This window comes from Rhodobacteraceae bacterium Araon29 (genome assembly GCA_039640505.1).
Taxonomy (GTDB): domain Bacteria; phylum Pseudomonadota; class Alphaproteobacteria; order Rhodobacterales; family Rhodobacteraceae; genus CABZJG01.
The window spans coordinates 1,158,397-1,184,476 of sequence record CP046865.1; the positions used below are offsets into that span (position 1 = coordinate 1,158,397).

General features: G+C 51.7%; 21 protein-coding genes. 6 read left to right on the plus strand and 15 right to left on the minus strand.

The annotated features are described in order from the left end of the window. Positions 1-21: 21 nt before the first annotated feature. The 9 genes from GN278_05385 to GN278_05425 form a co-directional block, all read right to left on the minus strand. A complete protein-coding gene (locus tag GN278_05385) occupies positions 22-1,326 on the minus strand; it encodes an FAD-dependent oxidoreductase (GenBank protein XAT62554.1) in 1,305 nt (434 codons plus the stop codon). Beyond that, positions 1,323-2,660 (minus strand): glutamine synthetase, encoded by a 1,338-nt coding sequence (locus GN278_05390; GenBank protein XAT62555.1) that lies wholly within the window; start codon positions 2,658-2,660, stop codon positions 1,323-1,325. Before GN278_05390 ends, GN278_05385 begins: the two co-directional genes overlap by 4 nt. 26 nt (positions 2,661-2,686) lie before the next feature. Further along, positions 2,687-3,373, minus strand: a complete 687-nt coding sequence (locus GN278_05395; protein ID XAT60300.1) for a type 1 glutamine amidotransferase — start codon at positions 3,371-3,373, stop codon at positions 2,687-2,689. 46 nt (positions 3,374-3,419) lie between these two features. Beyond that, positions 3,420-4,736: a glutamine synthetase gene (locus GN278_05400; protein ID XAT60301.1), complete on the minus strand. Its 1,317-nt coding sequence runs from the start codon at positions 4,734-4,736 to the stop codon at positions 3,420-3,422. Positions 4,737-4,873: 137 nt separating this feature from the next. Further along, a complete protein-coding gene (locus GN278_05405; GenBank protein ID XAT60302.1) occupies positions 4,874-5,659 on the minus strand; it encodes a dimethylarginine dimethylaminohydrolase in 786 nt (261 codons plus the stop codon). 62 nt (positions 5,660-5,721) lie between these two features. Beyond that, the gene (locus GN278_05410; GenBank protein ID XAT60303.1) at positions 5,722-7,008 is read right to left on the minus strand and encodes an FAD-dependent oxidoreductase; all 1,287 of its coding nucleotides are present in this window, start codon (positions 7,006-7,008) and stop codon (positions 5,722-5,724) included. Further along, entirely contained in the window at positions 7,001-8,692 is a 1,692-nt protein-coding gene (locus GN278_05415; GenBank protein XAT60304.1) for an ABC transporter permease subunit, read from the minus strand. The genes GN278_05410 and GN278_05415 overlap by 8 nt, the downstream gene beginning before the upstream one ends. A gap of 68 nt (positions 8,693-8,760) precedes the next feature. Further along, positions 8,761-9,498 carry a transporter substrate-binding domain-containing protein gene (locus tag GN278_05420; GenBank protein ID XAT60305.1) on the minus strand — a complete coding sequence of 246 codons (738 nt, stop codon included), beginning with the start codon at positions 9,496-9,498 and terminating at the stop codon, positions 8,761-8,763. A gap of 272 nt (positions 9,499-9,770) precedes the next feature. Next, the gene (locus GN278_05425; protein XAT62556.1) at positions 9,771-11,144 is read right to left on the minus strand and encodes a dipeptidase; all 1,374 of its coding nucleotides are present in this window, start codon (positions 11,142-11,144) and stop codon (positions 9,771-9,773) included. Between the two features lie 234 nt (positions 11,145-11,378). Here GN278_05425 and GN278_05430 point away from each other — a divergent pair, with 234 nt between their 5' ends. Next, positions 11,379-13,034 carry a hypothetical protein gene (locus GN278_05430; GenBank protein ID XAT60306.1) on the plus strand — a complete coding sequence of 552 codons (1,656 nt, stop codon included), beginning with the start codon at positions 11,379-11,381 and terminating at the stop codon, positions 13,032-13,034. A gap of 35 nt (positions 13,035-13,069) precedes the next feature. Here the strand turns inward: GN278_05430 and rimO are convergent, their stop codons facing one another. Further along, on the minus strand, positions 13,070-14,437 hold the full coding sequence (rimO, locus tag GN278_05435) for a 30S ribosomal protein S12 methylthiotransferase RimO (protein XAT60307.1): 1,368 nt from the start codon (positions 14,435-14,437) through the stop codon (positions 13,070-13,072). Positions 14,438-14,540: 103 nt separating this feature from the next. Between rimO and GN278_05440 the strand changes: the two genes are divergently transcribed. Next, complete coding sequence (locus tag GN278_05440) at positions 14,541-16,535, plus strand: prolyl oligopeptidase family serine peptidase (protein XAT60308.1); 1,995 nt, start codon at positions 14,541-14,543, stop codon at positions 16,533-16,535. On the opposite strand, the gene GN278_05445 is transcribed toward GN278_05440, so the two are convergent. Then, the gene (locus GN278_05445; protein XAT60309.1) at positions 16,532-17,080 is read right to left on the minus strand and encodes a GcrA cell cycle regulator; all 549 of its coding nucleotides are present in this window, start codon (positions 17,078-17,080) and stop codon (positions 16,532-16,534) included. The genes GN278_05440 and GN278_05445 overlap by 4 nt on opposite strands. A 126-nt stretch (positions 17,081-17,206) precedes the next feature. Here GN278_05445 and GN278_05450 point away from each other — a divergent pair, with 126 nt between their 5' ends. Further along, positions 17,207-18,010, plus strand: a complete 804-nt coding sequence (locus GN278_05450) for an ABC transporter permease (GenBank protein XAT60310.1) — start codon at positions 17,207-17,209, stop codon at positions 18,008-18,010. Here GN278_05450 and GN278_05455 read toward each other — a convergent pair. Genes GN278_05455 through fsa form a run of 4 tightly spaced genes read right to left on the minus strand, consistent with a single transcriptional unit; the run spans position 18,000 to position 21,065 of the window. After that, on the minus strand, positions 18,000-18,695 hold the full coding sequence (locus tag GN278_05455; GenBank protein ID XAT60311.1) for a phosphatidylcholine synthase: 696 nt from the start codon (positions 18,693-18,695) through the stop codon (positions 18,000-18,002). The genes GN278_05450 and GN278_05455 overlap by 11 nt on opposite strands. 39 nt (positions 18,696-18,734) lie before the next feature. Beyond that, on the minus strand, positions 18,735-19,658 hold the full coding sequence (locus GN278_05460) for a tyrosine-type recombinase/integrase (GenBank protein ID XAT60312.1): 924 nt from the start codon (positions 19,656-19,658) through the stop codon (positions 18,735-18,737). After that, positions 19,655-20,368 carry a DUF484 family protein gene (locus GN278_05465; GenBank protein XAT60313.1) on the minus strand — a complete coding sequence of 238 codons (714 nt, stop codon included), beginning with the start codon at positions 20,366-20,368 and terminating at the stop codon, positions 19,655-19,657. The genes GN278_05460 and GN278_05465 overlap by 4 nt, the downstream gene beginning before the upstream one ends. Positions 20,369-20,411: 43 nt before the next feature. Further along, the gene (gene fsa / locus GN278_05470; GenBank protein ID XAT60314.1) at positions 20,412-21,065 is read right to left on the minus strand and encodes a fructose-6-phosphate aldolase; all 654 of its coding nucleotides are present in this window, start codon (positions 21,063-21,065) and stop codon (positions 20,412-20,414) included. Positions 21,066-21,153: 88 nt separating this feature from the next. Between fsa and GN278_05475 the strand changes: the two genes are divergently transcribed. The 3 genes from GN278_05475 (at position 21,154) to GN278_05485 (ending at position 26,069) form a co-directional block, all read left to right on the plus strand. Next, positions 21,154-23,349, plus strand: a complete 2,196-nt coding sequence (locus GN278_05475; GenBank protein XAT60315.1) for a primosomal protein N' — start codon at positions 21,154-21,156, stop codon at positions 23,347-23,349. A 110-nt stretch (positions 23,350-23,459) separates the two neighbouring features. After that, positions 23,460-24,677, plus strand: coding sequence for an MFS transporter (locus GN278_05480; GenBank protein XAT60316.1), 1,218 nt, complete (start codon positions 23,460-23,462; stop codon positions 24,675-24,677). A 27-nt stretch (positions 24,678-24,704) separates the two neighbouring features. Next, positions 24,705-26,069, plus strand: coding sequence for a multidrug transporter MATE (locus tag GN278_05485; protein XAT60317.1), 1,365 nt, complete (start codon positions 24,705-24,707; stop codon positions 26,067-26,069). The last annotated feature ends 11 nt before the right edge of the window (positions 26,070-26,080 follow it).

Here is a 26,080-nt window from a genome sequence, read left to right on the forward strand (position 1 = left end):
TTGCTTGGGGCCTTAAATTGGTTAAAGCCCCAAACGGTCGCGCATTGCATACCAACTCATTGCCAAAACCAGCAAAGGGGTGCGTAAACGGCTTCCCCCGGGAAACGGCATTGCCGGTACCTTTGACATGGTTTCAAATCCACTCGCAGCACCATTAATTGCCAGTGCCATCATTTTACCTGCATGGGTTGCCGTGCCCACCCCATGACCAGAATAACCAGACGCGCTTAGGATATTGGGTTCCAACCTAGTCAGATAGGGCATGCGCCGCACGGTTATTCCCAAAGTACCGCCCCACGCATAGTCAATTTTGACATCTGCAAGATGCGGAAAAATCTCTGTCATCGGTTTGCGCACTGTTTCAGCAATGTTCTTTGGAAAATGATAACTATAATTTTCTCCCCCCCCAAAGAGTAGGCGGCCATCGTGTGATAGGCGAAAATAATTCACCACAAACTTTGTATCCGCCACCGCGACATCTTTGGTCAACACCCGCGATGCTTCGCTTCCCAATGGTTCGGTTGCTGCAATAAAGTTGTTTATGGGCATCACCCGCCGGGCTACTTTTGGCTCAAGCCCGCCTAAGTAGCCATTGCAGGCAATCACCACGTGGTGACATCGCAAGACCCCGTTTTCAGCTGTGACAACGGGGTTTGATCCCCGAGCAACTTCTTGAACGCGGGTCTTTTCATAAATTGTAACGCCCGCCTTGATCGCCGCCTGTGCAAGGCCCAAGGCAAAGCGCAATGGGTGCAGATGCGCAGCCCCATGATCCAATATGCCGCCATAATAACGTGGGGACGGGCAGAGGTCTTCGGTAGCGCTACGGTCTAATTTATCAATCTGCGTATAGCCATAGCGGCTTTCAAGAAAATCAGCATAGTGGTGCAATTCGTCCATTTGCTTTCTGGTAAGGCCAATATCTGCAACCCCGGGGCGCAGATAACAGTCAATTTTATGATCCTTGATCAATGATTTGACGGTGTCTTTGGCATCTTCTGCAAGCTGCCATAGTTTATCGCCAATACTGTCGCCCATCAGCTTCAGCAGATCATCTTGCTCCATCCTTTGGCCGGTTCCAAGCTGACCCCCATTGCGCCCTGATGCGCCAAAGCCAACCCTATGTGCATCCAAAAGCGCCACTTTAAAGCCAGCCTCGGCAAGATGCAGCGCGGCAGAAAGACCTGTGAAACCCGCACCGATAACACAGACATCAGCGCTGTGTTCGCCGCGCAATTGTTCAAATTCTGGCAAAGGGGTTGCTGTCGCTGCGTACCAGCTATCCGGATAGCACCCCAAGCGGTCATTGGCGTCTAAAAGGTTCATACGTTCAGCAGTAAATGTTCGCGTTCCCACGGGCTGATCACTTGCAGAAACTCTTCGTATTCTGCGCGCTTCACAATCGAATACACCCGGGCGAACTCAGGGCCAAGGATTTCATGTAATTCGGGCGAGGCTTCAAAAAGGTCCAAGGCTTCGCCCATTACTCTGGGGATATCAGTTTCGCCCTCATAGGCTTCACCGCGAAATTGTTTCCCCGGACGCAGTTCATTTTGCATCCCTAGATAGCCGCAAGCCAGCGATACAGCGATGCCCAGATATGGGTTGCAATCCATACCCGCCAGCCGGTTTTCCACCCGCCGTGCCTCTGGATCTGAGATTGGAATACGAATACCGGCTGTGCGGTTGTCGCGCGCCCACTCAAGGTTGATCGGCGCAGAGTGCTCTTTAACGTAACGGCGATAGGAATTGACATAGGGTGCCAGAATGGCGATGGCGCGCGGAACATAGCGCTGCAAGCCGCCGATAAAGTGGTAAAAAAGATCGGTTTCGCCGCCTTGAGGGCCAGAGAATGCATTGGTGCCGGTTTCGATATCAATAATGGAATGGTGGATATGCATGGCGCTGCCGGGTTCATTTTCAATTGGCTTGGCCATGAAAGTCGCAAAACAATCATGCCGCAGTGCTGCTTCGCGGATCAGCCGTTTAAAATAAAACACTTCATCGGCCAATCGCACCGGATCTCCGTGGCGCAGATTAATCTCTAGCTGTCCGGCGCCGCCTTCTTGGGTGATGCCGTCGATCTCGAACCCCTGCGCTTCGGCAAAGTCATAAATATCGTCAATCACCGGACCAAATTCATCAACCGCTGTCATGGAATAGGCTTGCCGCGCGGCTGCTGGGCGGCCGGACCGTCCCATCATTGCAGATATTGGTTTGGCTGGATCAATGTTGCGGGCGACAAGAAAAAATTCCATTTCGGGGGCCACAACAGGTTCCCATCCTTTGGAACGATAAAGCTCAACCACCCGTTTTAAAACATTGCGCGGCGCAAAGGGAACGGGTTCGTCTTTGCGGTCATAGGCGTCATGAATCACCTGCAATGTCCAATCGCCGGTCCAGGGCGCCGCGGTGGCGGTGGAATAATCGGGTTTAAGCACCATATCGCGTTCGATAAACCCGTCATCACCGGCTGCTTCACCCCACCCGCCCGTGATGGTTTGATAAAAAATCGAGTCTGGAAGATAAAAGGACGACTGGCGGGCAAATTTTCCGGCCGGAACAGCCTTGCCTCGTGCGATGCCCGGTAAATCGGCGATAATACACTCGACCTCATCTAATTTGCGGCCCTCAAGATAGTCGGAGGCAGATTGAGGCATTTTTTTAAAGGTATTTTCCAACTTACTCATGCTGTCACCTGTGCTAAATCGAATATATTATAAATACGGTCCGCCAGGGCAGAGTTTGAGTTTGGCAACTCTAACTTGCAAGATGCCTGCTCAAGTAGGTCGTCCGGCACTACGCCGCGGCCGCGCTTCTCGATCAGACCGTGAATGAAACCGCTGTCAAATTCTGGATGGGCCTGCACCGTGAAAACGTTCTCGCCGTAGCCCAAAAAGGCATATTTGCAAAACGGGCTAGAGCCTAAGACATGCGCCTGTGGCGGCAGCTCTACAATTTGATCTTGGTGCCAAGCGTTTAGTGTCACGGTTTGGCCTTCAAAGTCATATTTGGTGGCGCCGACCGACCAACCACCAGAATATTTTTCCACCTGTCCACCAAGCGCCTGTGCAATGATCTGATGCCCAAAGCAGACGCCTACAAGAGGCATATTCAAGCTATAGATATCCCTTACAAGCGCTTTTAAAGGCGCGATAAACGGCAAGTTATCATAAATACCGTGACGTGAGCCTGTGATCAGCCAGCAATCTGCTGACTCAGCAGATTTTGGAAACTCCATATCAACCACGCTATAGGCGGCAAACGAATAGTCTCGGCGGGACAGAAATCGCGAAAACATCTGCGCATAATTGCCAGTTTCGGCGATCATTTCAGCTGGCGCATGCCCAGCTTGTAAAATACCGACTTTCATAAATCACCCGTTGCTTTTATGCCCGCTGCCAAGCAGTTGCGACTATTCATACTGTCTCCAGATAGACTTTCCAGTGTTCGTCTTCTGGAATTGATTGCAGTTTGTCGTATTCTTGTTGTTTTGTCATACAGAAATTTTCAATCAGCGTGCCTGGCAATATACGCGCAATCATTGGGTCACTTTCAAATAGCGACATGGCCTTTGTCCAATCTGTCGCAAGCTGCGGCATGTGCTGATCATAGGCATTTCCGGTGATCGGGGCAGGCGGCGATAATGAATCCTCTATGCCGGCCAATGCCGCCCCCAGCACAACGCTAAGCATCAAATACGGATTGATGTCACCGCAGGCAACGCGGTGCTCGATCCGCCGCGCGGCCGGTGGGCCGCCGGGGATGCGCAGTGCAGCTGTGCGGTTTTCATAGGCCCAGCAGACCCCGGTCGGAGCATGTGCACCCGGTGTGATCCTTTGGTAGCTGTTGCTGTGGGGGGCAAACACAAGCGTTGAGGCTGTCATGGCTGCCAGACAGCCGGCCACAGCCTGATGCAGCAAGTCTGATCCGCTGTCTGAGCCATCGTCAAAGATGTTTTTGCCATCCTCGTCGATGACCGAAAAATGGACATGCAATCCATTACCCGCATCTTCGTGATAGGGCTTTGCCATAAAAGTCGCCGCCATCTGATGTTTTCGGGCCAATCCTTTGACCAAGGTTTTGAACAGCCAAGCATCATCCGCCGCGCGCATTGCATCACAGTGATTTAAGCTCACTTCAAATTGCCCAAGCCCAACTTCTGATGTGGCGGATTGAACCGCAATCCCCATCATTTCGCAGGCCTCATAAAGTTCAGTAAAAAAAGTGTCAAATGCATCAAGTTGCGATACCGATAGAACTGCGTTGTTGTGCAAGGGACGCCCGCTTAGGGGGTTGATTGGTGCCTGCAACTGTCCATTGCTGTCATCAACCAGATAAAATTCCATTTCGGTCGCGGCAATGACTTGCCAGCCTCTTTTAGAAAAGCGGTCCAAAACCCGCGCGAGCGCATGCCGAGGATCGACCTCAAAAGCTGACCCATTGTCAGAAAACATCCACATCGGCACCAAGGCGCTAGGGGTCTGCAGCCAAGGCATCGGGACAGCCCCACGCTCTGTTGGAACCATAGAACCATCACCGTCGCCGCTTTCAAATACCAACGGGCTCTTTAAGCTGTCCTCGCCCCAGATATCCAAAACCAAGGCAGAAAGCGGCATCCGAACCCCACCATTGGAAAGTTTGCTGGCATAGTCATTTGGCAAACGTTTTCCGCGCATTTGGCCGTTTAGATCGCAAGCCGCCACGCGAAACGTTCCAAGTTTTTCAAGATCCATAAATGCCTCAGTTGAAATTTGATCAAATTATTTCAGCCCAGAATGGATTTGTCCACCGCTGTTTACAAGCTCCAGTGTATTATCCGGTTTATAACATGGGTGCCCGAGTGCAAAAGATAATTTGATAGGGTAGAGCGTTAGGCAATTCTGAGCGATAAACAGGACATCCCGCCATCAATTTTGGCGCACTCACTATTGTTAAGCTGAACTAAATTAAAGCCTTCTGACATCAGCATTTGCGCGGTTTTAGGAAACCCCTTGCTCATAATGAGCGCATTATTGAAACGGATCATATTCGCGGCCGCTTCTTCGCCCTCGGGCACCTGCAGAACCCTATAGTCAGAAAAGCATCCCGACGCAGCGAGCCTTTGGGTGGATAAAATAGTCTTTGAGGCAATGAGCGAGCAATCTGTTTTGAAATGCAAAACGCCCGGTGGGGTTTCGACGGTTCTAACGCTGTAGCCTTTTGGTTCCACAAAAGCGCTTAATTCGGCAATGCCGGCATGATCAGTGCGCTCCGATGTACCCACAAGGATTTCGCGCCCCGTGTAAAGAATATCACCGCCTTCGATAGACCCGGGTCCGGCAATTTCAAACACGGTTTCAAAAATCTGGCGAATTGAATGCCCCATAGGCGCAACTTCGGGCTGCCGGCTTCCGGCACCCGGGCGCATCAGCACCGCACAATCGGGCAGACAGAGCGCCGTATCCTCGACAAACACCGCATCCGCTAAATCCTCTAACGGATCAAGCTCAAGCACTTCGGCGCCTGCGGCCCTTAGGCTTTGGACATAGGCTTTATGGTCCTTCTGCAACTGGGCAAAATCCGGGTTGCCCGCATCATGGCTGCGCAGCCCATTGATCACGCTTGAAGACGGCCGGCGTGTTATTGCCTTGGAAAATGTAATGGCAGGGTCTGTCATGTGCTTTGGTCTTTTTCTAGCTTTAAAGGTGGGTCCATGGTTCAGGTTTTATTCTGTTGGGGTCAAGCCAAGAATTCCTTTAGGCGATCTTTGCCCTGTATCATCCTGTAATAGGCTTCGGCCGCTGTTTTCCCAAGCGTGCCATAGGTTTGTCTTTTGGGAACGGAGTGAAATGGTTCCAAACGGTTGGCTGTACCTGAGATTACTTCAGCGATAAGTTTTCCGGCAATCGGCGCCGTATTCATACCGTGACCGCCAAACCCGGCAGCGCAAAAACTGTTTGGTCCAAGCGGCCCAACATAGGGCATAAAATGGCGTGCATAGCCCATTGTTCCGGACCACGCATAGTCTATACCGACTTTAGCGGCCACCATCTCTTTGGCCATTTCGGGCAAATGCGCTGCGATATCTTGCAATGCAAGACGTCTTACATAGGCGCTGCTTGGGGCTGACAGTGCAGAAATGCCCATGCCCCAGAGCAAACGGCCGTCTGGCAGTTTACGGAAATAATTTCCGGCTCTTCGCGTATCGGCAATGGCGTAGGGCGTTGGTATATGCTGGGCAAGAATTTCAGGCATAGGTGCGCTGACGGCGATAAAGGTTTGGACCGGCACCAAAAGTTTGGACAGTTGTTTGAAATATGCCCCGCCAGTGCCACCGGTGGTGATCACGGTTGTTTTTGCCGCAATTGAGGTTTGAGTGGGCCCAACAGTGATCAATGTTCTGGAAGGAGTGTCCTCTGCCATGTGTAGAACCGGGCAATTTTGCAAAATTGTCACGCCAGCCTCCAAGCACTCGGCGGTAAGGCATCGCAAAAAGTTAAGTGGATGGAAATGAAAACCCTCGTGGTCAACCGAGCCACTTTTATAACGCGGCCCTTTGATGAAATTGCCCAGCTCTGATTGCGCGATGGGCAGGGGGTCATCCGCAAAAAGCGATAGTGTCAGACAGCCGTTTACCGGTTGGCAGGCGCTGTAGCTTTGTGAAAAACTCCGCGCGCGCATCCACTCAAGCCCTTCGCTGGCAAGCGCATTCAGCTCTGCGGCATTATCCGGTCCTAGAAGCTTTTCTATTGCGGGTTCGCTGCCGGCCCAGCCGTTTGTGCAAAACCCGCCGTTGCGGCCAGAGGCGGCATCCCCGATATTATATTTTTCGATTAAAACAACGCGCGCACCGGTTTGGGCGAGGTGCAAGGCGGCGCTTAATCCTGCAAGCCCGGCGCCAATGATGGCCACGTCATAGAGGTCGTCGATATCATCAATCCCATGGCAGTCAGATACCGCAATTGCGGTATCCGAATACCAAGTATTGGCAAAACTTGCCGAAAAACTAGGCGCAGCGCTACTCATGGCTCCGCGATTTATTAACGATATTATCCAAGGCTTTGATCCCCGAGGCGGCCAGAATTGTCAGTACGACATAGATCAATGCAGCCGAATTAAACGGCTCGAACGCCAGAAAGCTCTGTGCCTGAAATTCGCGCATCCTCTGTGTCAGATCACGCACTGACAGGATCGAGACCAATGAGGTGTCTTTCAGCATCGCGATGAACTCATTGCCCAAAGCGGGCAAAACAATCGCAATCGCCTGCGGGATTACAATCAACCGTGCAATATGCCATTCGCGTAAACCAAGCGTGCGGGCCGCTTCGATTTGACCTTTGGGAACAGCTTCGATCCCGGCGCGGAAAATTTCGGCCATATAGGCGGAATATCCGATCGCTATTGCGATTATACCGCGGGTCATCATGGCCATATCCAAATAGCCACTGGTGGCGGATTTAACTGCCCCGGCCAAAGGCAGGCCAACGTAAAGGATAATCACAAGCATGGGGATGCCGCGAATGGTATCAACAAAGAAATCCGAAAAGACCGCCAATGGATGGGCGGTAGTGATATTGCCAATCAGCACTAGAAGCAGGCTCAGCACGCCGATGACAATAGCCACGGTGGCCAACGTGCGGTCTGTGGGAGGCAAATAGGTTGCTTGCCAGATAACGGTTCTGTCGCCGATCTGATCAACGGGCAGAACAGCTGCACTAATTCGGCCCTTTTCAAGCAGATCAAGCGCCTGCTGCTCGGATTTCAAAGACCGGATTTTAAATGGAGCCTCTGGAGGCGTTTGCAGAAAATCACCGTAGCGCACAATGTCCGATAAGCTTTGTGGAGTACCAGCAACAATGCCGATGCGGCCCTCAAGATTGCCAACAAGAGCCACCTCTGCATGCGGTTTGAAGCCGAAAAATAACCCCATAGCAATAGCGAAGACTCCGAAACCTGTCATGACCCGATTGGCCATCGCAGATGGCTCTAATCGGCCTAAAAAGGCCCAAACCAACCCTAATATTGAAGCCCCAATATAGGCAAAAAATGCGGCGCGAAGGGTGACCATTAAACCGACGGAAAATCCGGCATGAGCCACCATCAAAAAGTAAAACGTGAAGCCAAAATTAATCAAAAACAACAAGAAGATGGCGATTTGCCCATAGCCGGTCTTGATATAGCGCGACGGCACTAGTGTTCCTGCAGCACAAACTGCCGAAAAAACAGAAGCAAGCCCAAGATAGAAAAAGCAACCGGCAAGCAAGCGGATCTGAAAGTCTGGATCAAGCACAAAGACTTTGTCAATCACTACAATAAAATCAGTCGAGCGAGGGTCAAACCCGTTGACCGCAATCGATACAATATAAGGGGCGAGCCACGAGGCCTGTGACATCAAAACAAACAGCACGCCTTGAATAACAAAGCCAATCAATGCTTTGCGCTGCAGGCTCTGCGTGAGTTGCGGGTCCTGATCTGGTCTAGTTGAGCGGATCAAAGCCAAGCTGGCCCAAACCCCCACAGCACCGGTCACGCAGAAGAATAGAAAACTGCCAAGCAACTGTGTGGCGTTTTCTTCTATCCCCAAAACGGCTTTGATGGCAGGGCCGTAATTTCTTGAAGTTGCAATAAAATAGACAACCACAGGTGCCACAAAAATAAACACCAGATTGCTGGCACGCATGGTCCGTAGCCAAGTGAAAACAGAGGGCATGATTAGGCTTTCAATTGGGGAAAAAAGATGTCCAAAGGGCAGGATGCCCTTTGGACCAATGGTTTAATTTATTTTGGCCACCACTTAACGACCAATTCTTGCATGGTTCCGTCTGCAATGATTGCCGCGAGGCCTTCATTGAAGTCGTCCTGAATGCTATCACCTTCTTGGAATACCAATCCGAGCGGATCAGAGGAAAGTCCGGTGATGCCAACAGTCAATTCACCAGCAAATTCTTGCTCGTAAGCCGCAGCTGATGTGGAATCGATAATCACACCGTCAACGTCACCATTTTGCAGAGCAACAACAGCGTTGTTGAAGGCATCGAAAAGTTGAAGGTTATCACGTCCAACGAGCTCTTCGCCAAGGGCTGCGTTCGTCGTACCTGTTTGTGAAGCCAAGCGCATATCGCCGCTTTTGAAGTCGTCGATAGACGATCCATCATCAGATACACGCATCAAAACGCCTTGTTGAACGATGATATAAGGGTCGGAAAAGTCTACAATTTTGTCGCGCTCTTCGGTGATAGTCACACCAGAGACGACCATGTCAAACTGACCGTCTGCAAGCGCGGGAAAAATACCATCCCATGCAGTTGATACCCAGTTTGGCTTACAGTTAATACGCTCACAGATTGCTGCAACCACATCGACATCAAAGCCTTTTACAACCCCATCTTCGATGAATTCATGCGGCGGATAAGTGGTGTCAGAACCGATGTTGAGCACCCGTCCGCCAAGATCAGCGGCAAATGCTGGTGCCGCTGTAAACGCGGCAACCATTAAACTCGCAATTATTTTTTTCATTTTCTACTCCTGTTGATGGTCTGAATGAAAACTCAGTCCGATGCAGAACACTGTGCTTAGGTTCCGTTCCGTGGTCAAGAGCCGAGGTAAGGCCTTTTCTGTGATTTTTAACCGAAGCCGAGGCCTTTCGACTAAATTTATCGCTTTGATTACAGATGAGTTTGCGCAGCATGGCCGTCAAAGTACATTATTTGCCTAAACCGTAGGTCGCATACCCTGGATAAATTGACTGGCTTACCGCGCAGGTAACATCTTTTACTGACTGTGCGGGCCTACAGGCCACCTAACTTTTCAAGCAGTTGGCAATAAGCTTGTTGTCCCCTGCGGAAACTTGATAGGCGAAAAAATTCATTTGGAGCATGAATGTTTTCGTCATCCAAACCAAAGGCAAACATGGTTGCATGGACCCCCAATTGATCTAGCAGCATGCTCATAACCGGGATTGAGCCACCCACGCGGACCATATAAGGCGCTTTGCCATAGACCTCGCTCAGCACTTGGGTTGCAATTTGGCTTGAGTTATGACCGGCAGGGACCAAAAACGGATTTGCGCTTCCCGGCAGACGCTTAACGTCCACCGTTACCCCCGTGGGGATATTAGCCTCGACATGCTTTTTGAGCAGATCGTATATGTTTTCGGGATCCTGATTGGCCACCAAACGGCAGGTAATTTTGGCGTGCGCTTGTGCGGGCAGAACGGTTTTGGTGCCTTTGCCCTGATAGGCCCCCCAAATACCGTTTAATTCAAGTGTTGGACGCGCCCATAACCTCTCATTGGTGCTAAAGCCTGGCTCGCCAAAGACCTCTGGTACGCCTAAATCAGTGATATAGCTGTTCTCGTCAAAAGGGACCCTTGCGATAGAGCTGCGATCATCTTTGCTAAGAGGAACAACTTCATCATAAAACCCGTCAACCGTGATTTTCCCATCAAGCCCTTTCATCGACGCAATGATATGCGAAAGTGCGTGGATCGGGTTGGCAATGCCGCCGCCCTGCATTCCGGAATGCTGATCGCTTTTGGCGCCACTGACTGTGATTTCGCACCCCACAAGGCCCTTTAGACCCGTTATCATGCAAGGTTGGGTTTCATCCCATTGCCCACCATCTGCGGAAAAAATCATATCGGCCTTTAGCAGATTTGCGTTTTTTTCGATAAATGGCTGTAGGGTTGGCGACCCAATCTCTTCCTGGCCTTCAAAAAAGAATTTTACATTGACCGGCAGCTTACCTTGGATGGCAAGCATGGCTTCAGCTGCCAAGATTGGAATGAGCATGCCGCCTTTGTCGTCCGATGCACCGCGCCCCCGCACGGTGTCATCCACCACAACAGGTTCAAACGGTGGGCTTTCCCAAAGGTCAAATGGCTCGGCTGGCTGGACATCAAAATGCCCATAGATCAAGATTGTGGGTTTTTCGTTGCCGGCATGCAGCCAGTCACCATAGACCACCGGATGGGTTTCTGTTTCCATCAACTCGACATTTTCAATGCCGGCCTGCGTAAGGCGCTCAACCACCCAATGCCCGGCGCGCACAACATCACCGAAATGTTCATCCTTTGCCGAGACAGATGGGATGCGCACGAAATTGAGTAATTCCTCAACAAACCGGCTCTGGTGATCATCTAAATATGTTTGCCAGGTCATCATCGCCTCCGAAGATTGAAAGTCTGTCATCACTTAAAAATCCACGGCAGCGTGCAACATATTCTAATGGGAGTACAGCATAAAACCATGCCCGTGCTCTGGGTTAGAGCCCTGCCGCCATAAAATCTAGAAATTGCCGGTGCTGAAAAATCAGTGAGAGACCATAATGAATTTGACATCCTGTACTTCTACAGTCGAAACTGACGGGGTATTTTTCAAAATCATTGGGGAAAACCAATGCCATATTACGATTTGGGTACACATAGCTTTGCAATCATGACCGCTTCGCCTGCGGCACAGAAATGGTTCGATCGCGGGCTCAACTGGACCTATGGGTTTAATCACCATGAGGCGGTGAGCTGTTTTAAAAAAGCGCTTGAAGCGGATCCAGGCTGCGCCATGGCCCATTGGGGCATCGCCTATGCATCGGGTCCCAATTACAATATGCCGTGGAAACTGTTTGATAGGGCTGGCCGCAAAGCCGCGCTTGAAGCGGCCTATGATGCCACTCAAAAAGCGCTGGGTCTTTGTGACTGTGTCACGCCTTTAGAGGCAGCCTTGATCACGGCCCTGAAGGCCCGCTACCCGCAACGGGGCATTATCGATGATATGCAGCCTTGGGATGATCGCTTTGCGGCTGAAATGCGTGGGGTATTTCAGGCCTTTCCCGACGCACTTGAAGCCCGATGCATTTTTGTCGAAGCCATGCTCAACCGTACCCCTTGGAAAATGTGGGATCTGCCCAGCGGCTTGCCCGCTGACGGGGCGGATACTATTGAATGTCAGCAGGTGCTAGAGGCGGCCTTTGCCGAAATGCCTGCGGCAATGCAGCACCCCGGATTGCTGCATCTCTATGTCCATCTGATGGAAATGTCGCCCTTTCCTGAGCGCGCGCTCAAGGCGGGTGATGCCCTGCGCGCCCTTGTCCCCGATGCCGGTCATCTGGTGCATATGCCGACGCATATTGACGTGCTCTGCGGCAACTACAGTGATGTTGTGCGTTGGAACCAAAAGGCGATTGAGGCAGATTTAAAGTATTATGAGCGCGAAGGCGCTTTTAACATCTATACCGGCTACCGGCAGCATAACTACCATTTCGTGATCTATGGCGCGATGTTTCTGGGCCAGTTTGAACCGGCACTGGCCGCCCTGCGCGGTATGGCGGAAACCACCCCTGAGGACATGCTGCGTATGCCATCCCCGCCGATGGCAGATTATTTTGAAAGCTATCTGTCGATGGAGCCGCATCTTTTGGTGCGCTTTGGCAAATGGGAAGAGGCAATCGCCTTGCCGCTGCCCGACGATCAAGAGCTGTTCTGCACGCTCACTGCCTTTACCCATTACGCCCGCGGTGTTGCCCATGCCGCGCTTGGCCATGTGGCCGAGGCCGAAGCCGAAGAAAAGCTGTTTTTAGCGGCCAAAGCCAGAGTGCCAGACAGCCGCGTTCTGCATAACAACAAAGTTATTCACCTGATGGAAATTGCAACCCATATGCTGCGCGGCGAGATTGCCTATCGGCAGGGACACTTTGATCAGGCGTTTGCGCAGTTGCGCGAAGCAATCAATATAGAAGATAACTTGCCCTATGATGAACCCTGGGGCTGGATGCAGCCTACGCGCCATGCGCTGGGTGCGCTGCTGTTTGAACAAGGTCACGTGGACGAGGCTGAAACGGCCTACCGCGAAGATCTAGGGCTTGGCGGGCAGCTGTCGCGCGCCACCGTACACCCCGATAATGTCTGGAGCCTTAAGGGTCTTTATGATTGCCTAGAGGCCCGTGGTGAGGAAGTTGAGATCGTACATATCCGCCACCGGTTGCAGATGGCCGAAGCCCGTGCAGACCATAGTATCAAAGCCTCTTGCGCTTGTGCGCGCGCAGCCTTGCAAAACTAGATCACAGAAATCAGATATTTGAGTGAGTCTTTCTATTATGCCAGTTTTGCCCAAAGGTCATATTCGCCGGCTTCGTCAATCTCGACTGAGATGATATCGCCTACGCTTAAGGTTTCAAAACCTTCGTCGATAAACAGATTACCGTCGATTTCCGGTGCATCGGCTTTGGTGCGGCAGGTTGCGCCGCTTTCGTCGATCTCGTCGACAATCACATCCAGTTTTTGGCCAACTTTAGCCGCCAGTTTTGCCTCGGATATGGCCTGCGCTTTTGCCATAAACCGCTCCCAGCGGTCCTGTTTAACCTCACCTGCCACATGATCGGGCAGCGCGTTTGAGCGTGCACCATCAACATTTTCGTATTGAAAACATCCCACCCGGTCCAGTTGCGCCTCGTCCAGCCAGTCAAGCAGGGTTTGAAACTCGGCCTCGGTCTCGCCGGGATAGCCAACGATAAAGGTTGAGCGCAGCGCAATATCGGGGCAGATATTGCGCCAAGCGGTGATTTCATCCAGTGTTTTGGCCGCTGCCGCCGGCCGCGCCATGCGGCGCAGAACATCCGGGTGTGCGTGTTGAAACGGGATATCCAGATAGGGTAGTATCAGCCCCTCGGCCATCAGCGGAACCAGATTGCGCACATGGGGATAGGGATAGACATAATGCAGCCGTACCCAGGCGCCAAGCGATCCTAAATCGCGCGCCAGATCGGTGATGTGCGCGCGGTGGCCGCGCGTTTCGGCGTGTTTGATATCCACCCCATAGGCGCTTGTGTCCTGCGAGATAACCAAAAGCTCCTTGACCCCGTTTTCAACCAGTTTTTCCGCCTCGCGCAGCACCGCATGTGCCGGGCGGCTGGCCAGACGGCCGCGCATATCGGGGATAATGCAGAACTTGCACTTGTGGTTGCAACCTTCTGAAATCTTTAGATAGCTGTAATGCCGTGGGGTCAGTTTGACGCCGCTTGAAGGCAGCAGGTCAATGAAGGGATCAGGGCTGGGCGGCGCGGCGCTATGCACCGCATCGAGCACTTGCTCATATTGCTGCGGGCCGGTCACAGCCAAAACACGCGGATGCGCGCCAGTAATATAATCAGCTTCAGCCCCCAGACAGCCAGTGACGATGACCTTGCCATTCTCCTGCAATGCTTCGCCGATTGCATCAAGGCTTTCGGCTTTTGCGCTGTCGAGAAATCCGCAAGTGTTGACAATCACCGCATCGGCGCCACTGTAATCGGGTGAAATGCCATACCCTTCGGCCCGCAGGCGGGTTAGAATGCGCTCGCTGTCCACCAAGGCTTTGGGGCAGCCAAGCGAAACCATACCGATGGTCGGCTGGCCTTGGCGGGGCACCTTTGGCGGTTGCGCATTGGCAACATCCGGGCGCAGGCTGGGCGGGTTGCTGGACATGACCCTGCCTATATCCGAGCTTTGATCGGTTGAAAAGCCATGGAAGATTATGTACACTCCTAGGTGGAATAATTTTTAATAATTTATATTTAAGGAATATTTTATGGCGTTTTTTCGGCGGATCACTTTTTTCATATTTGTGGGTGTTATTGGTTTGGGTCTGGGCGCAGCGGGTCTTGTATGGTTTTGGTCACTCGATAGCGCCCCCCGGAATCCCACTTTGGCCGAGGCTGATTTGCCGCCGCTTATTCCGGTGCGAAAGTTCTATGCGGATCAATCGCTCGAATGGGCCTATGCGGTGTCCTTTGATGGCCGCTACGCAGCCTATCGTGCCACCCGTCTGACCAAACAGGTGATATTGATCAAGGATTTGGAAACGGGCGAGCAAAAGGCAAAAATTACCGACTGGAATGATTATTTTTGGGCGCCCCATAGCAACCAACTTCGGGTTAAGTATGACGATCGGATCTGGGAGGTTGATCCGGAAAACCCAGACCGTGATAACTGGGTCGATGTCACACCGCGCGGGTTTCAATCTGGATTTCGCTATGCGTTTTGGCCGCCAACACCAGACCACCGTCAGGTGGTGCTGAGCTATGGGCGTCAAGAGCGTGTGGTTGATCTATATACGGTTGATCAGGACGGCAAAAACAAAGAGCTCTTAATCGAAAACGAAGGCCGGACATTAGGGTGGATGCTGGATAAAGACTATACGCCAGTGCTGCGATATGACCGGCCTGAAGAGAACGGCAAAGTCACCCGCTTTATGGTGTCCGATGATGATGAGTGGCGGCACCTTATGGATGTGTCGATCGACGAAGAGTTTTACTTTATCGAGATTATGACAAACCGAGAGTATGGTTTTGCCGTTTCTAGTCGTGGCCGCGATAAATCTGCTGTGGTGCGGGTAAACCTAAGCGATGGCAACGAGGAAGTGATACTTGCTGATCCAGATGGCGATCTAAATTGGGTGGTCAATTTCGACCCATGGGATGATCAGATTGATGCGGCCATCAGTACCGCGCTGGGCACGAAAATTCTACCCTTGTCAGATCGCGGGAAAATCTTTGCCGATTTGGTAGCGCAATATGGTGATGCAGTCGAAATTGGTGGTTTCACTGAAAGCGTAGATGGCCGCTTTCTTAGCGTAGACTTATCTCTGGATGCTTTGGGTTATGAGTATGTGCTGATGGATCTACAAAACCAAACAACAACGCCGTTGGGCCGGCAGAACTTTCGCCATAAATTCAAAGATCATTTGGCAAAAACAGAAGTCGTCCAGTTTCCGGCCCGTGATGGGCTTGAGTTGAATGCGTTGCTGGTGCGGCCGCGCAACGCCCAAGGGCCGGTCCCGATGGTGATCGAGGTCCACGGGGGGCCGGCCGCTCGTGTGCAATGGGGTTACCACCATTTCCGGCAGTTTTTGGCCAACCGCGGCTATGCAGTGCTGGCACTGAATTACCGTGGTTCTGATGGATATGGGCGGGCATTTCAAAAAGCTGGCTTTGGCGAGTATGGTAAAAAAATGCAGGATGATTTGGTGGATGCGGTGAACTGGGCGGTGGATCAAAAGATTGCCGACCCCGATGCAATTGCGATCAACGGGGGCAGCTATGGCGGCTATGCCAGCGCCATGGCCATGGTGCGTGACCCAGATATCTTTAAAGCTGCAATAATCGAACACGCGATGCTGGATGTGGAATATCAATCCCAATTCCCACCGTATTTTTGGGGCCTTAGCTTGGAAAAATGGTACAGGTACTTTGGTAATCCCGATGACGAAGGCGTGCGTGAAGAAATGCGCGCGCGCTCGCCTGTTAACCGCGTTGAAGATCTAAAAGGACCGGTGCTGATGGTCGCAGGCCGGCGGGATCGCGTGGTCGGTTTTGAGCAAACCGAACGCTTTATTGAGGCGGCCGAGGACCTTGGCAAAGAGGTCGAGGCCTTGATTTTTGACGATGAAGGCCATGGTCTAGTATATTGGCAATCTAACGTGAAACACGCGCGGCGGGTGGAAGACTTTCTAGCCAAACACCTTGGTGGTCGCAGCGGAAACTGGGACTGGATCGAGCCGGTCGCTGATTTTATCGAAGATTAACGCCGCCGGTCGCGGCGTGTGCTCATGGGTTGAAAGGCCACGCCCACATGGGCTTCGCAATAAGGTTTGCCGGCTTGGGTCGGCAAACCGCAGAACCAAAAATCATCAGTTGCCGGATCGCCAACGGGCCACTTACAAGTGCGCTCGGTCAATTCCAAAAGACTTATCTTTTTTGCCTTTTTCTCAATTTCGCTCACTTTGGCCAGCGCTTCTGGGCTTATTTCATTGGCCGAAGGCTGGGGCGGCAAAGGTTGACCGGCAGGGATAATTTGCCGCCGGGCAGGGGTGACCACTGGCTTGGGCTCTGGCTCTTTTGGTGGGGAAGGGCTTTTGGGCGCAGCTTTGGTTTCTTGCTTTGGTGCTGCCTTGGCCTTGGCATCGGACTTTGTGGTGGTTGTGGCGCGGTTCGATAGCCCCAAACGGTGGACTTTTCCAATCACGGCATTGCGCGTGACCCCACCAAGTTCTTTGGCAATCTGGCTGGCGGACTGGCCTTCGCCCCACATTTTCTTTAAAAGCTCGACGCGTTCATCGGTCCAAGACATCTGTCATTCCTATCTGATAAAGCGGCCGAAAATATCAGCCGCTTTTAGAATTTTAATCAGGGGCCTATTCTATACATCACAGAAAGAGTTACAAGACACCAAGAGCAAAGAAATCAGAGGTCTGCTATGCAGTTTGGTCATAACATAGGAATACGGCGATTTGGTCGGGTCAATTGGTTGGGGTTGAGGACCTTGACCTCGCGTGAGGTTCAGCGGTTCATGTCGGTTCGAACCCAAACTTTACTGGCGCCGATGGTGACCGCTGCCTTGTTCCTGATGATTTTCAATATCGCTATAGGTCCAAGACGCGGCGATGTCATGGGGCTGCCGTTTGTGGTCTTTCTGGCACCGGGGATAACGATGATGACGGTGATCCAGAATGCCTTTGCCAATACCACCTCGTCGATCATGACAGCCAAAGTGCAGGGTAACATTGTGGATACGTTGATGCCGCCCCTGTCAGCAGGTGAACTGGTGGCCGGTTATCTGGCCGGAGCGGTGGTGCGCGGCATGTGCCTGGCAGTAGGGCTGTGGATGGGAATGTTTCTCATTCTGGGCATTGGGCTCGCCCATCCTCTTTATGCGCTTACCTTTGCCTTTTTGGGTTCGGCCATGCTGGGGGCGATTGGCATCATTGCGGCCATCCACGCGCAGAAATACGATCAAATGTCGGCAATTACCAATTTCATCATCACCCCATTGGCATTTTTATCGGGCAGCTTTTACTCAATTGAGGCTTTGCCCGACCTGATCCGGCAACTCACGCTTTGGAATCCTATTTTTTATCTTATTGATGGTTTTCGCTTTGCGGTCATTGATGTCTCGGACGGCACGCCACTTGTTGGGCTTTTGGTTTGCACCTTAAGTACCCTGACACTTTCGGTCATAGCTTGGGCGATGTTTCACACCGGATACAGGCTTAAGTCTTAGCCGGCGGTATGATTTGTTGCATAATACCTGCCAACACCAGATAAACTGAGGTAATGATCAATCCCCAATGTGCCCAGCTTTGGGGATGAAAATCCACCCATGCGGCCCAACCGGCAAAACAAATCCAGCAGAGCGACAGCGGCAGTGATAGCCACCGCCAACGCTTTGTACGCACCGGATGAATAAACTTGAGTGGCAGAAACATGGCCACCGCAAGCGCGGCCACAATTATTAAAATAATCCAGAAATTGGGCGATAGGGCAAACAGCACCAGAACCAACATGTTCCAGCAGCCCGGAAAACCATGAAAGCTATTATCTTTTGTTTTCATGTTGCCGTCGCAAAAATACATCGCTGATGCAAACGTGATGACAAAGATTGCAAACCAACCAGTCCATCCAGGGAGCAAGCCTGATTTGAAAAGCGCAAAGGCCGGAATAAACACATAGGTGAGATAATCTATAATCAAGTCGAGCAAGACACCATCAAAGCGCGGGGCGTTTTTCTTGACATCATATTTGCGCGCCAAGGCGCCATCAATGCCGTCCACGCCAAAGGCAACAATCAGCCAAAGGAACATTAAGCTCCACTTGGTTTCAGAAGCCGCGAGCATAGCAAGCATTGCAAAAACCGCGCCTGTTGCTGTGAAAAGATGCACGCCAAGTGCTTGTAACCTAATCGTCATATACCTGTCATGCCGTAGATTGGTACATAATGCAAATCGCTATTTTGCCTTGGGATGCGTTTTCGCATAGACCTGCATCAACCGCGCGCTATCCACGGCCGTGTAGGCTTCGGTTGTCGACAGGCTGGCGTGCCCCAAAAGCTCTTGTATGGCGCGTAAATCCCCTCCGGCATTCAAAAGATGCGTGGCGAAACTATGGCGCATTGCATGGGGCGTGGCGCTGGCAGGAAGCCCAAGTTGCAAACGTGCAGATTGCATTACTTTTTGCACTTGTCGCGGGTTCAATCCACCGCCTCTGACGCCTCGAAACAAAGGGTTTTCCGGCACAAGATCGTAAGGGCAAAGCTGTGCATAATGGGCAACGGCGTCGCGTGCGATATCAATCACTGGGACGATCCGTTCTTTTCCGCCTTTGCCAAAAATGCGCAACACCTGCGGCAACGGTGCATCGCGGCCAAGCAAAGACAGCGCTTCGGAAATCCGCAATCCGCACCCATAAAGCAAAGTAACAACCGCCGCATCGCGCGCAGCCACCCAAGGGGTCAGCGATTGAAATTCGACCCTGTCGATCATATCCTGGGCCGATTGCGGAGACAGAGGTCGCGGCAGCTTGGCCTGAAATTTTGGGGCGCGCATGGATAGGACTGCTGTGGCATCAAAGCCTTCGCGCCGCGCAAGCCAGCGGTAAAAACTTTTCACTGCTGATAGTTTGCGCGCCAAACTGCGGGGGCTAACATTGCTCATCCGCATCTGTGCCATCCAGGCGCGCATATCGGATACAGAGACTTTGGCCAACGCCTTCAACCCGCACTGTCCGCCATAATGCAGGCCAAGAAAGATTAAAAAATCAAGTACATCGCGTTGATAGGCTTTCGCGGTTTTTTCCGATTTTGCTTCGATTGATATTTTTACGTCTAGCCACTCTTTAAGTGCCTGCAGGGCAGCTGGCGCAATGGATATCATGCCAGCCAGCGCCGCATTACCCGCTCGAACACGCCGCCGAAAAATGCCAGCAGATCGGTGCCATGTTGCGGCGTGAATTGATGCAGGTCATCAGATCCCATAAGCAGCAGGCCGGGCAGCTTACCGCGTCCAAAATCCAGTCTTAGTGCCGCTTCAGAGCGCAGGAATTCGGCGGCATCGCCATAAACCTGTTCTGCGCCATATTGAATTTTTCGCAACGTTACATCCCGCGCTAAAGTATTTTTCCCTTGGGTCAGATAGGCCTCGATGAACCCGGGAATTGCAACGGTAATGGCGTCGTTAAAATCTCCAAAGACATGGTTTGAATTTCTATCTGTCTGGCGGGTTTCAAGCACCAGTTTGATAGATTGGACACGTAAAATGTCTGCAACGTCACCTTGAAGGTCACTGAGAAACTGTTGGAAGTCTACAGCATCCATCATGCGCAAAATGGCCCGTTGAACTTGATTGATGCCAGACAGGCTTTCATAAGAGGCGGCAATCACACTTCGGTGCAACTCTTCTAGCCGATCAAGCCGGGTTTCCAAACGGTCCATTGCGATCCCTCTAAGATCAACAATGTTGCCCCCCAGCGATTGACTGTTGGCGTCAATCAAAGCCTGCATCAAATCTTGATCATCCAGAATAACGTCCGGCCGGGCTATGATCTTGTCGCGCAGGGCGCTGTCAATTTTGGGCGGTGTTGTCATCTGTCGGCCCCTCTATCAAAGATATATGAGGCTTTATACAGATTTACAGAATTTTTTGCCCAGTTTTTTCAATATCTGCCAAAAATGCCGCCAAACCCTTGTCTGTAAGGGGGTGGTTGGCCAAGCTTTTGATCACAGCTGGAGGTGCTGTCATGACATCCGCGCCAATACGCGCGCTTTCCAAAACATGGTTTGCTGTGCGGATAGAAGCCGCGAGGATTTGAGTTTCAAAGCCATAATTGTCGTAAATCACCCTGATATCCTCGATCAGGTCCATACCATCAAGGTTGATGTCATCCAGCCGGCCAATGAAAGGCGAAATAAAGGTTGCTCCGGCTTTGGCAGCCAACAGCGCTTGATTGGCGGAAAAGCAAAGGGTAACATTTACCATTTGTCCCCCGCCAGACAGCACTTTACAGGCTTTCAACCCATCCCAAGTAAGCGGCACTTTAACAGCAATATTATCCGCAATTTCACCAAGCTTACGGCCCTCTGCGATCATCTTGTCGGCTTCTGTTGCCGTAACCTCTGCGCTGACGGGGCCCGAAACGATGCTGCAAATTTCTTTGGTAACTTCGACAATGTCGCGGCCAGATTTTTTAATCAAAGACGGGTTGGTGGTGACCCCATCAACCATGCCTAAATCATTAAGTTCTGCAATTTGGTCAATTTCAGCGCTATCTACAAAAAATTTCATGACTTTGATCCTCTAATGGGTTGGCCTAAGGTTGCTGTGGCTTTACTGCAAGTTCAGCCTTTGGAAAACCCCCAACGCGGAGCAAAGCGTGCAACAAGCTGCTTTTTTTCGACAAGACGATCTAATTTCGGTGATCACTACCCAGCCGATCGAGCGGGCCTTGGATTATCGTGCGCCCGAAGGTGGGTGTTTCGATGGCGCCTTTGTCGAGGTGCCGCTCGGACCGCGTAAGGTATTGGGGGTGGTTTGGGGGTCTGGGCAAGGCGGGTACGATGCGGCTAAAATCCGGCCGGTTCTGCGTGTGCTAGATGTGGCACCGATGACATCTGAAATGAAGTTTTTTTTACAGCGCGCCGCAGATTACACCGTGACCCCCTTTTCTGCGATGCTACGCTTGGCCACCCGTGCGCCGGGGTTAAGCGATCCGCCTTCAATGCGCAAAATCTACTATCCAGGGGACACCACGACGATTAAAAAGACCAAAGCCCGAGAACGTGTTTTGGATGTTTTTGACATCTACGGTGGGGCTGGCTTTACGCTAAAAGAGCTTGCGGGGCTAGCGGGGGTGTCCACTTCGGTGATCAAGGGGATGCTGCCATCTGGTGCCGTTGTCGAAAAAGCATCGCCGCGTGATCGCCCGTTTGAACGTCTAAATCCGGATAAAACTGGCAAAACTCTCACTGAGGCGCAAGCAACAGCAGTGGAACACTTGCGCGCGCTTATAACAGAGGACGCGTATAGCACCGCTTTGCTACGCGGTGTCACGGGATCAGGCAAAACTGAAGTCTATCTCGAAGGGGTTGCACAAACCCTGCGCCAAGGCCGGCAGGCCCTCGTTTTGCTGCCCGAAATTGCTTTGACAGGTGAGTTTTTGCAGCGTGTTGAAAGCCGCTTTGGCGTGCGGCCGGCAGAATGGCATTCGGGCGTGACGATGACCGAACGCCGCCGCATCTGGAAAATGGTGGGACAAGGGCAGGCAGAACTGGTGGTCGGCGCCCGCTCGGCGCTGTTTTTACCGTTTCGCAGTCTTGGATTGATTGTTGTCGATGAAGAACACGATAGCTCGTACAAACAGCAAGATGGGGTTCGGTACCACGCCCGTGATATGGCGGTTTTACGAGCTTCGATTGCGGGCGCGAAAGTGGTGTTGGCCTCGGCCACGCCAAGCTTGGAAAGCTGGACCAATGCGGGGGCGGGAAAGTATCACCGAATTGATTTAACTGACCGCTTTGGACCGTCTATTTTGCCAACGATTGAGACCATCGACATGCGGTCGGAAAATTTGCCTTCGACGCGCTGGATATCGGATACTTTGGCAGCGCGGGTGCAGACGCGGCTAGAGCGCTCAGAGCAAGTGCTTTTGTTTCTTAATCGCCGCGGCTATGCCCCGATCACTTTGTGCCGTGCTTGCGGAACGCAAATCGAATGTGAGCAATGTGATGCGCGAATGGTTGAACACCGGTTTTTAAATCGTTTGGTGTGCCACCAATGTGGTAACAGTCAGGCCAAACCGACAAGCTGTCCGTCCTGCCATGCAGAAGACAAGCTTGCCGCCGTTGGTCCGGGGGTCGAGCGGCTTGCGGAAGAGACAGCAGAGCTGTTTCCACAGGCTCGGGTTGTGACCCTTTCGTCGGATATGTTTGGCACTGCGCGGGCGCTCAAAGAACAGATTAAAGAAATAGCGGAGGGTGCCGCAGATATTATTATTGGCACCCAACTGGTGGCCAAAGGCCATAATTTCCCGAAATTGACACTGGTGGGCGTGATTGATGCAGATCTAGGCCTGCACGGATCTGATTTGCGTGCGGCAGAGCGAACATTTCAGCTGATGCGGCAGGTGGCTGGTCGCGCCGGACGGGCGGACAAACCGGGCGTTGCGCTGTTGCAGACCCATCAGCCTGAGCATCCGGTTATAACGAGCATCTTGAGCGGCGATGAAGAAGAGTTCTGGGATGCCGAGGCGCAGGCGCGCCAAGACGCCGCTGCACCCCCCTTTGGGCGGATGGTTGGTATCATTATCAGCGCCTCTAGCCCTGAAGCGGCCTTTGAGTTCGGCGCGCGTCTTGCGCAAAATTCCCAACCGCTTCAGGCCATTGGCGCGCAGGTTTTTGGGCCAGCTTCAGCACCAATTGCGCGCATCCGAGGCCGCCACCGGGTTCGGCTTTTGATTAAATGTGATAAGGCAGCGCCGGTTCAGGCAGCTGTTCGCCAGTGGTTGCAAGCCCTTGCACCCAAAGGGGATCTACGACTTGCGGTGGATATTGATCCGCAGAGCTTTCTATAATCCTTTCGGGATTGAGCGCATATTCAGCATCATCGGGTGTTGAAAAATTATTGCGCTGCGTAAAGTTGATTTTGCTCGCCAAGGGTAAATAAAAATCCTAGATCACGTTTATGAATTCCTCTTTTCCAGTATCTGAAGCTCAAAGCCTCGCCGCATGGCGCCGTCCAACGGCTCTCTTGTTTGTCTTTGCGGCCGCAATGCCATTGTCTTTTGCAGTTTGGTCCGCGCTGCTGAACAATTTTGTCATTGAAGTGGTGAATTTCGATGGCTCTGACATTGGGCTGTTGCACACTGTGCGTGAAATTCCGGGATTTTTCGCGGTGGGTGTGATTGCCATCCTAGTGTTTATGCACGAACAAATCCTTGGCTTGGTTTCGCTCGCCCTTCTGGGGGTTGCCACGGCCGTGACCGCATGGTTCCCAAGTATGGGCGGAATTTTAACCATCACCATGCTCAGTTCCATTGGTTTTCATTATTTCGAAACGGTCAATCAATCGCTTCAGTTACAATGGTTTACAAAAGAAGAGGCCCCGCGGCAGTTGGGAAAACTTTTGGCAGTTGGATCGGCCGCTTCTTTGGTGGCCTATGGGCTGATTGTCATCGGTTGGCGCACCTTGGACTTGTCGTTTCACGTAGTTTATCTTGTGTCTGGAGGTGCGACGGCGCTTATTGCCGTATTTTGTCTTGTCGCTTACCCAAGATTTGAAGCCCCGTCAGTTCAGATCAAAAAAATGATCCTCCGCAAGCGCTATTGGCTTTATTATTTATTGCAATTTATGGCCGGTGCACGGCGGCAAATTTTTGTTGTATTTGCCGGTTTCATGATGGTTGAAAGGTTTGGCTTTGAAGTACATGAGGTCACATCATTGTTTCTGCTCAACCTAGTTGTGACAATGTTTGCAGCACCAATTTTTGGTCGGGCGGTGGGACGGTTCGGGGAACGCAATGCATTGTGTTTTGAATATTTTGGTCTCGCTTGTGTATTTTTAGCCTACGGCGGAATATACTATTTTGGCTGGGGCGTAATTTTGGCGGCGTCGCTCTATATCATTGACCATCTGTTCTTTTCGCTCGCATTGGCATTGAAAACCTACTTTCAAAAAATTGCCGATCCGCAAGATATCGCACCCACTGCGGCGGTTGCTTTTACCATCAATCATATTGCAGCTGTTTTCCTTCCGGTTTTATTGGGCTACCTCTGGCTGGTATCGCCGGGGGCGGTATTTTTAATGGCCGCGGGGATTGCAGTTTTGTCTTTGCTGCTTGCCTTGCTGATCCCCCGACATCCTCAAAAGGGCCAAGAGACGATTTTTGCGCGTTCTCATTAGCAAACATTATAAATTGAAAGAAATATTATGACGCAGTCTCAGGGTAGATTTTTAACTGGCTCAACTATGGGCCATGTGATGCGGATGACTCTGGCAGGGACAGCTGGTATCACATTTATGTTTTTGGTTGATGCGGCCAACTTACTTTGGATTTCGCAGCTCGGAGATGTGCAGCTCTTGGCCGCCATTGGATTTGCTTTTGCCATCCAGTTTTTTTCCATATCCTTTGGTTTGGGTTTGATGATCGCCGCCACGGCTATTGTGTCCAAGAGCATCGGTCAAAACCAATATGATCTAGCTCGCCAACAGGCAAGCTCGGCCATGATCCTAGCGTTTCTGGTGCAAGCGTTTGTTGCCTTTCTGATCCTCATCTATCGGCATGAAGTTGTTGCTTTAAGTGGCGCCGTAGGCGAAACGGCCGCCTTGACCGAAAGATATCTGCTGCTCACTCTACCCACTTTGCCCATCATGGCCATTGGCCTTGTTGGGGGCGCAATTTTACGAGCAGAAGGAGATGCGCTGCGGGCGATGTTGGTCACCATGATTTCGGGCGGTGTTGCGATGCTGATTGATCCGGTTTTAATCATCACGCTTGATCTAAGGCTTGATGGCGCCGCTATGGCGCTGTGGATTTCTAGGGTGGCGATGGCCGGTCTCGCGCTCTGGTTTGTGATTGGAAAACACAACCTCATGGCGCGCCCTACCTTCAAGCAACTCAGAATGACGTCTGGTATATTTTTTGCCATTTCTATTCCAATTATTCTGACTCAATTGGCATCACCTGTTGCCAATTATTTGCTGACTAAAGTGATTTCCGATTTTGGTGACAGTGCAGTAGCCGCTTGGGCGGTAATCAATAGACTTACCGTTGTGGCCTTTGGTGGCATATTCTCTCTTTCTGGTGCGGTGGGCGGCATTTTTGGTCAAAACTATGGAGCCCAGAAGTTTGACCGCTTGCGCTCGACCTATCGTAATGCGATTATATTTTGCGCCGGTTATACCATTCTAGCATGGGCCGTTTTGATGCTGGCGTCAGATATTATTACAGATATTTTTCGTCTTGATGCAACAGGCGCAGATATTTTGTGGACTTTCACCCATATTGGGGCCGCCGCCTTTATCTTTACCGGATTGATGTTTGTGGCCAGTGCAGCGTTTAACAATATGGGAAAACCGGTGTGGTCAACAGCGCTCAATTGGTTGCGCGATGGTTTGCTTACATTGCCCGCCGCGCTTTGGCTGTCGGGGATATTTGCCGCCAGTGGTGTGATCTATGCGCAGGGGTTGGTGGCCTTTACTGTGGGTATATTGGCGACGCTTTGGGGGTTTCGGTTTATAAAATCAGCCCAGCAGAGCCGGTCAGAGGTTGACCCGAACACTTTGGAGGCATAACGCAGCGCCAA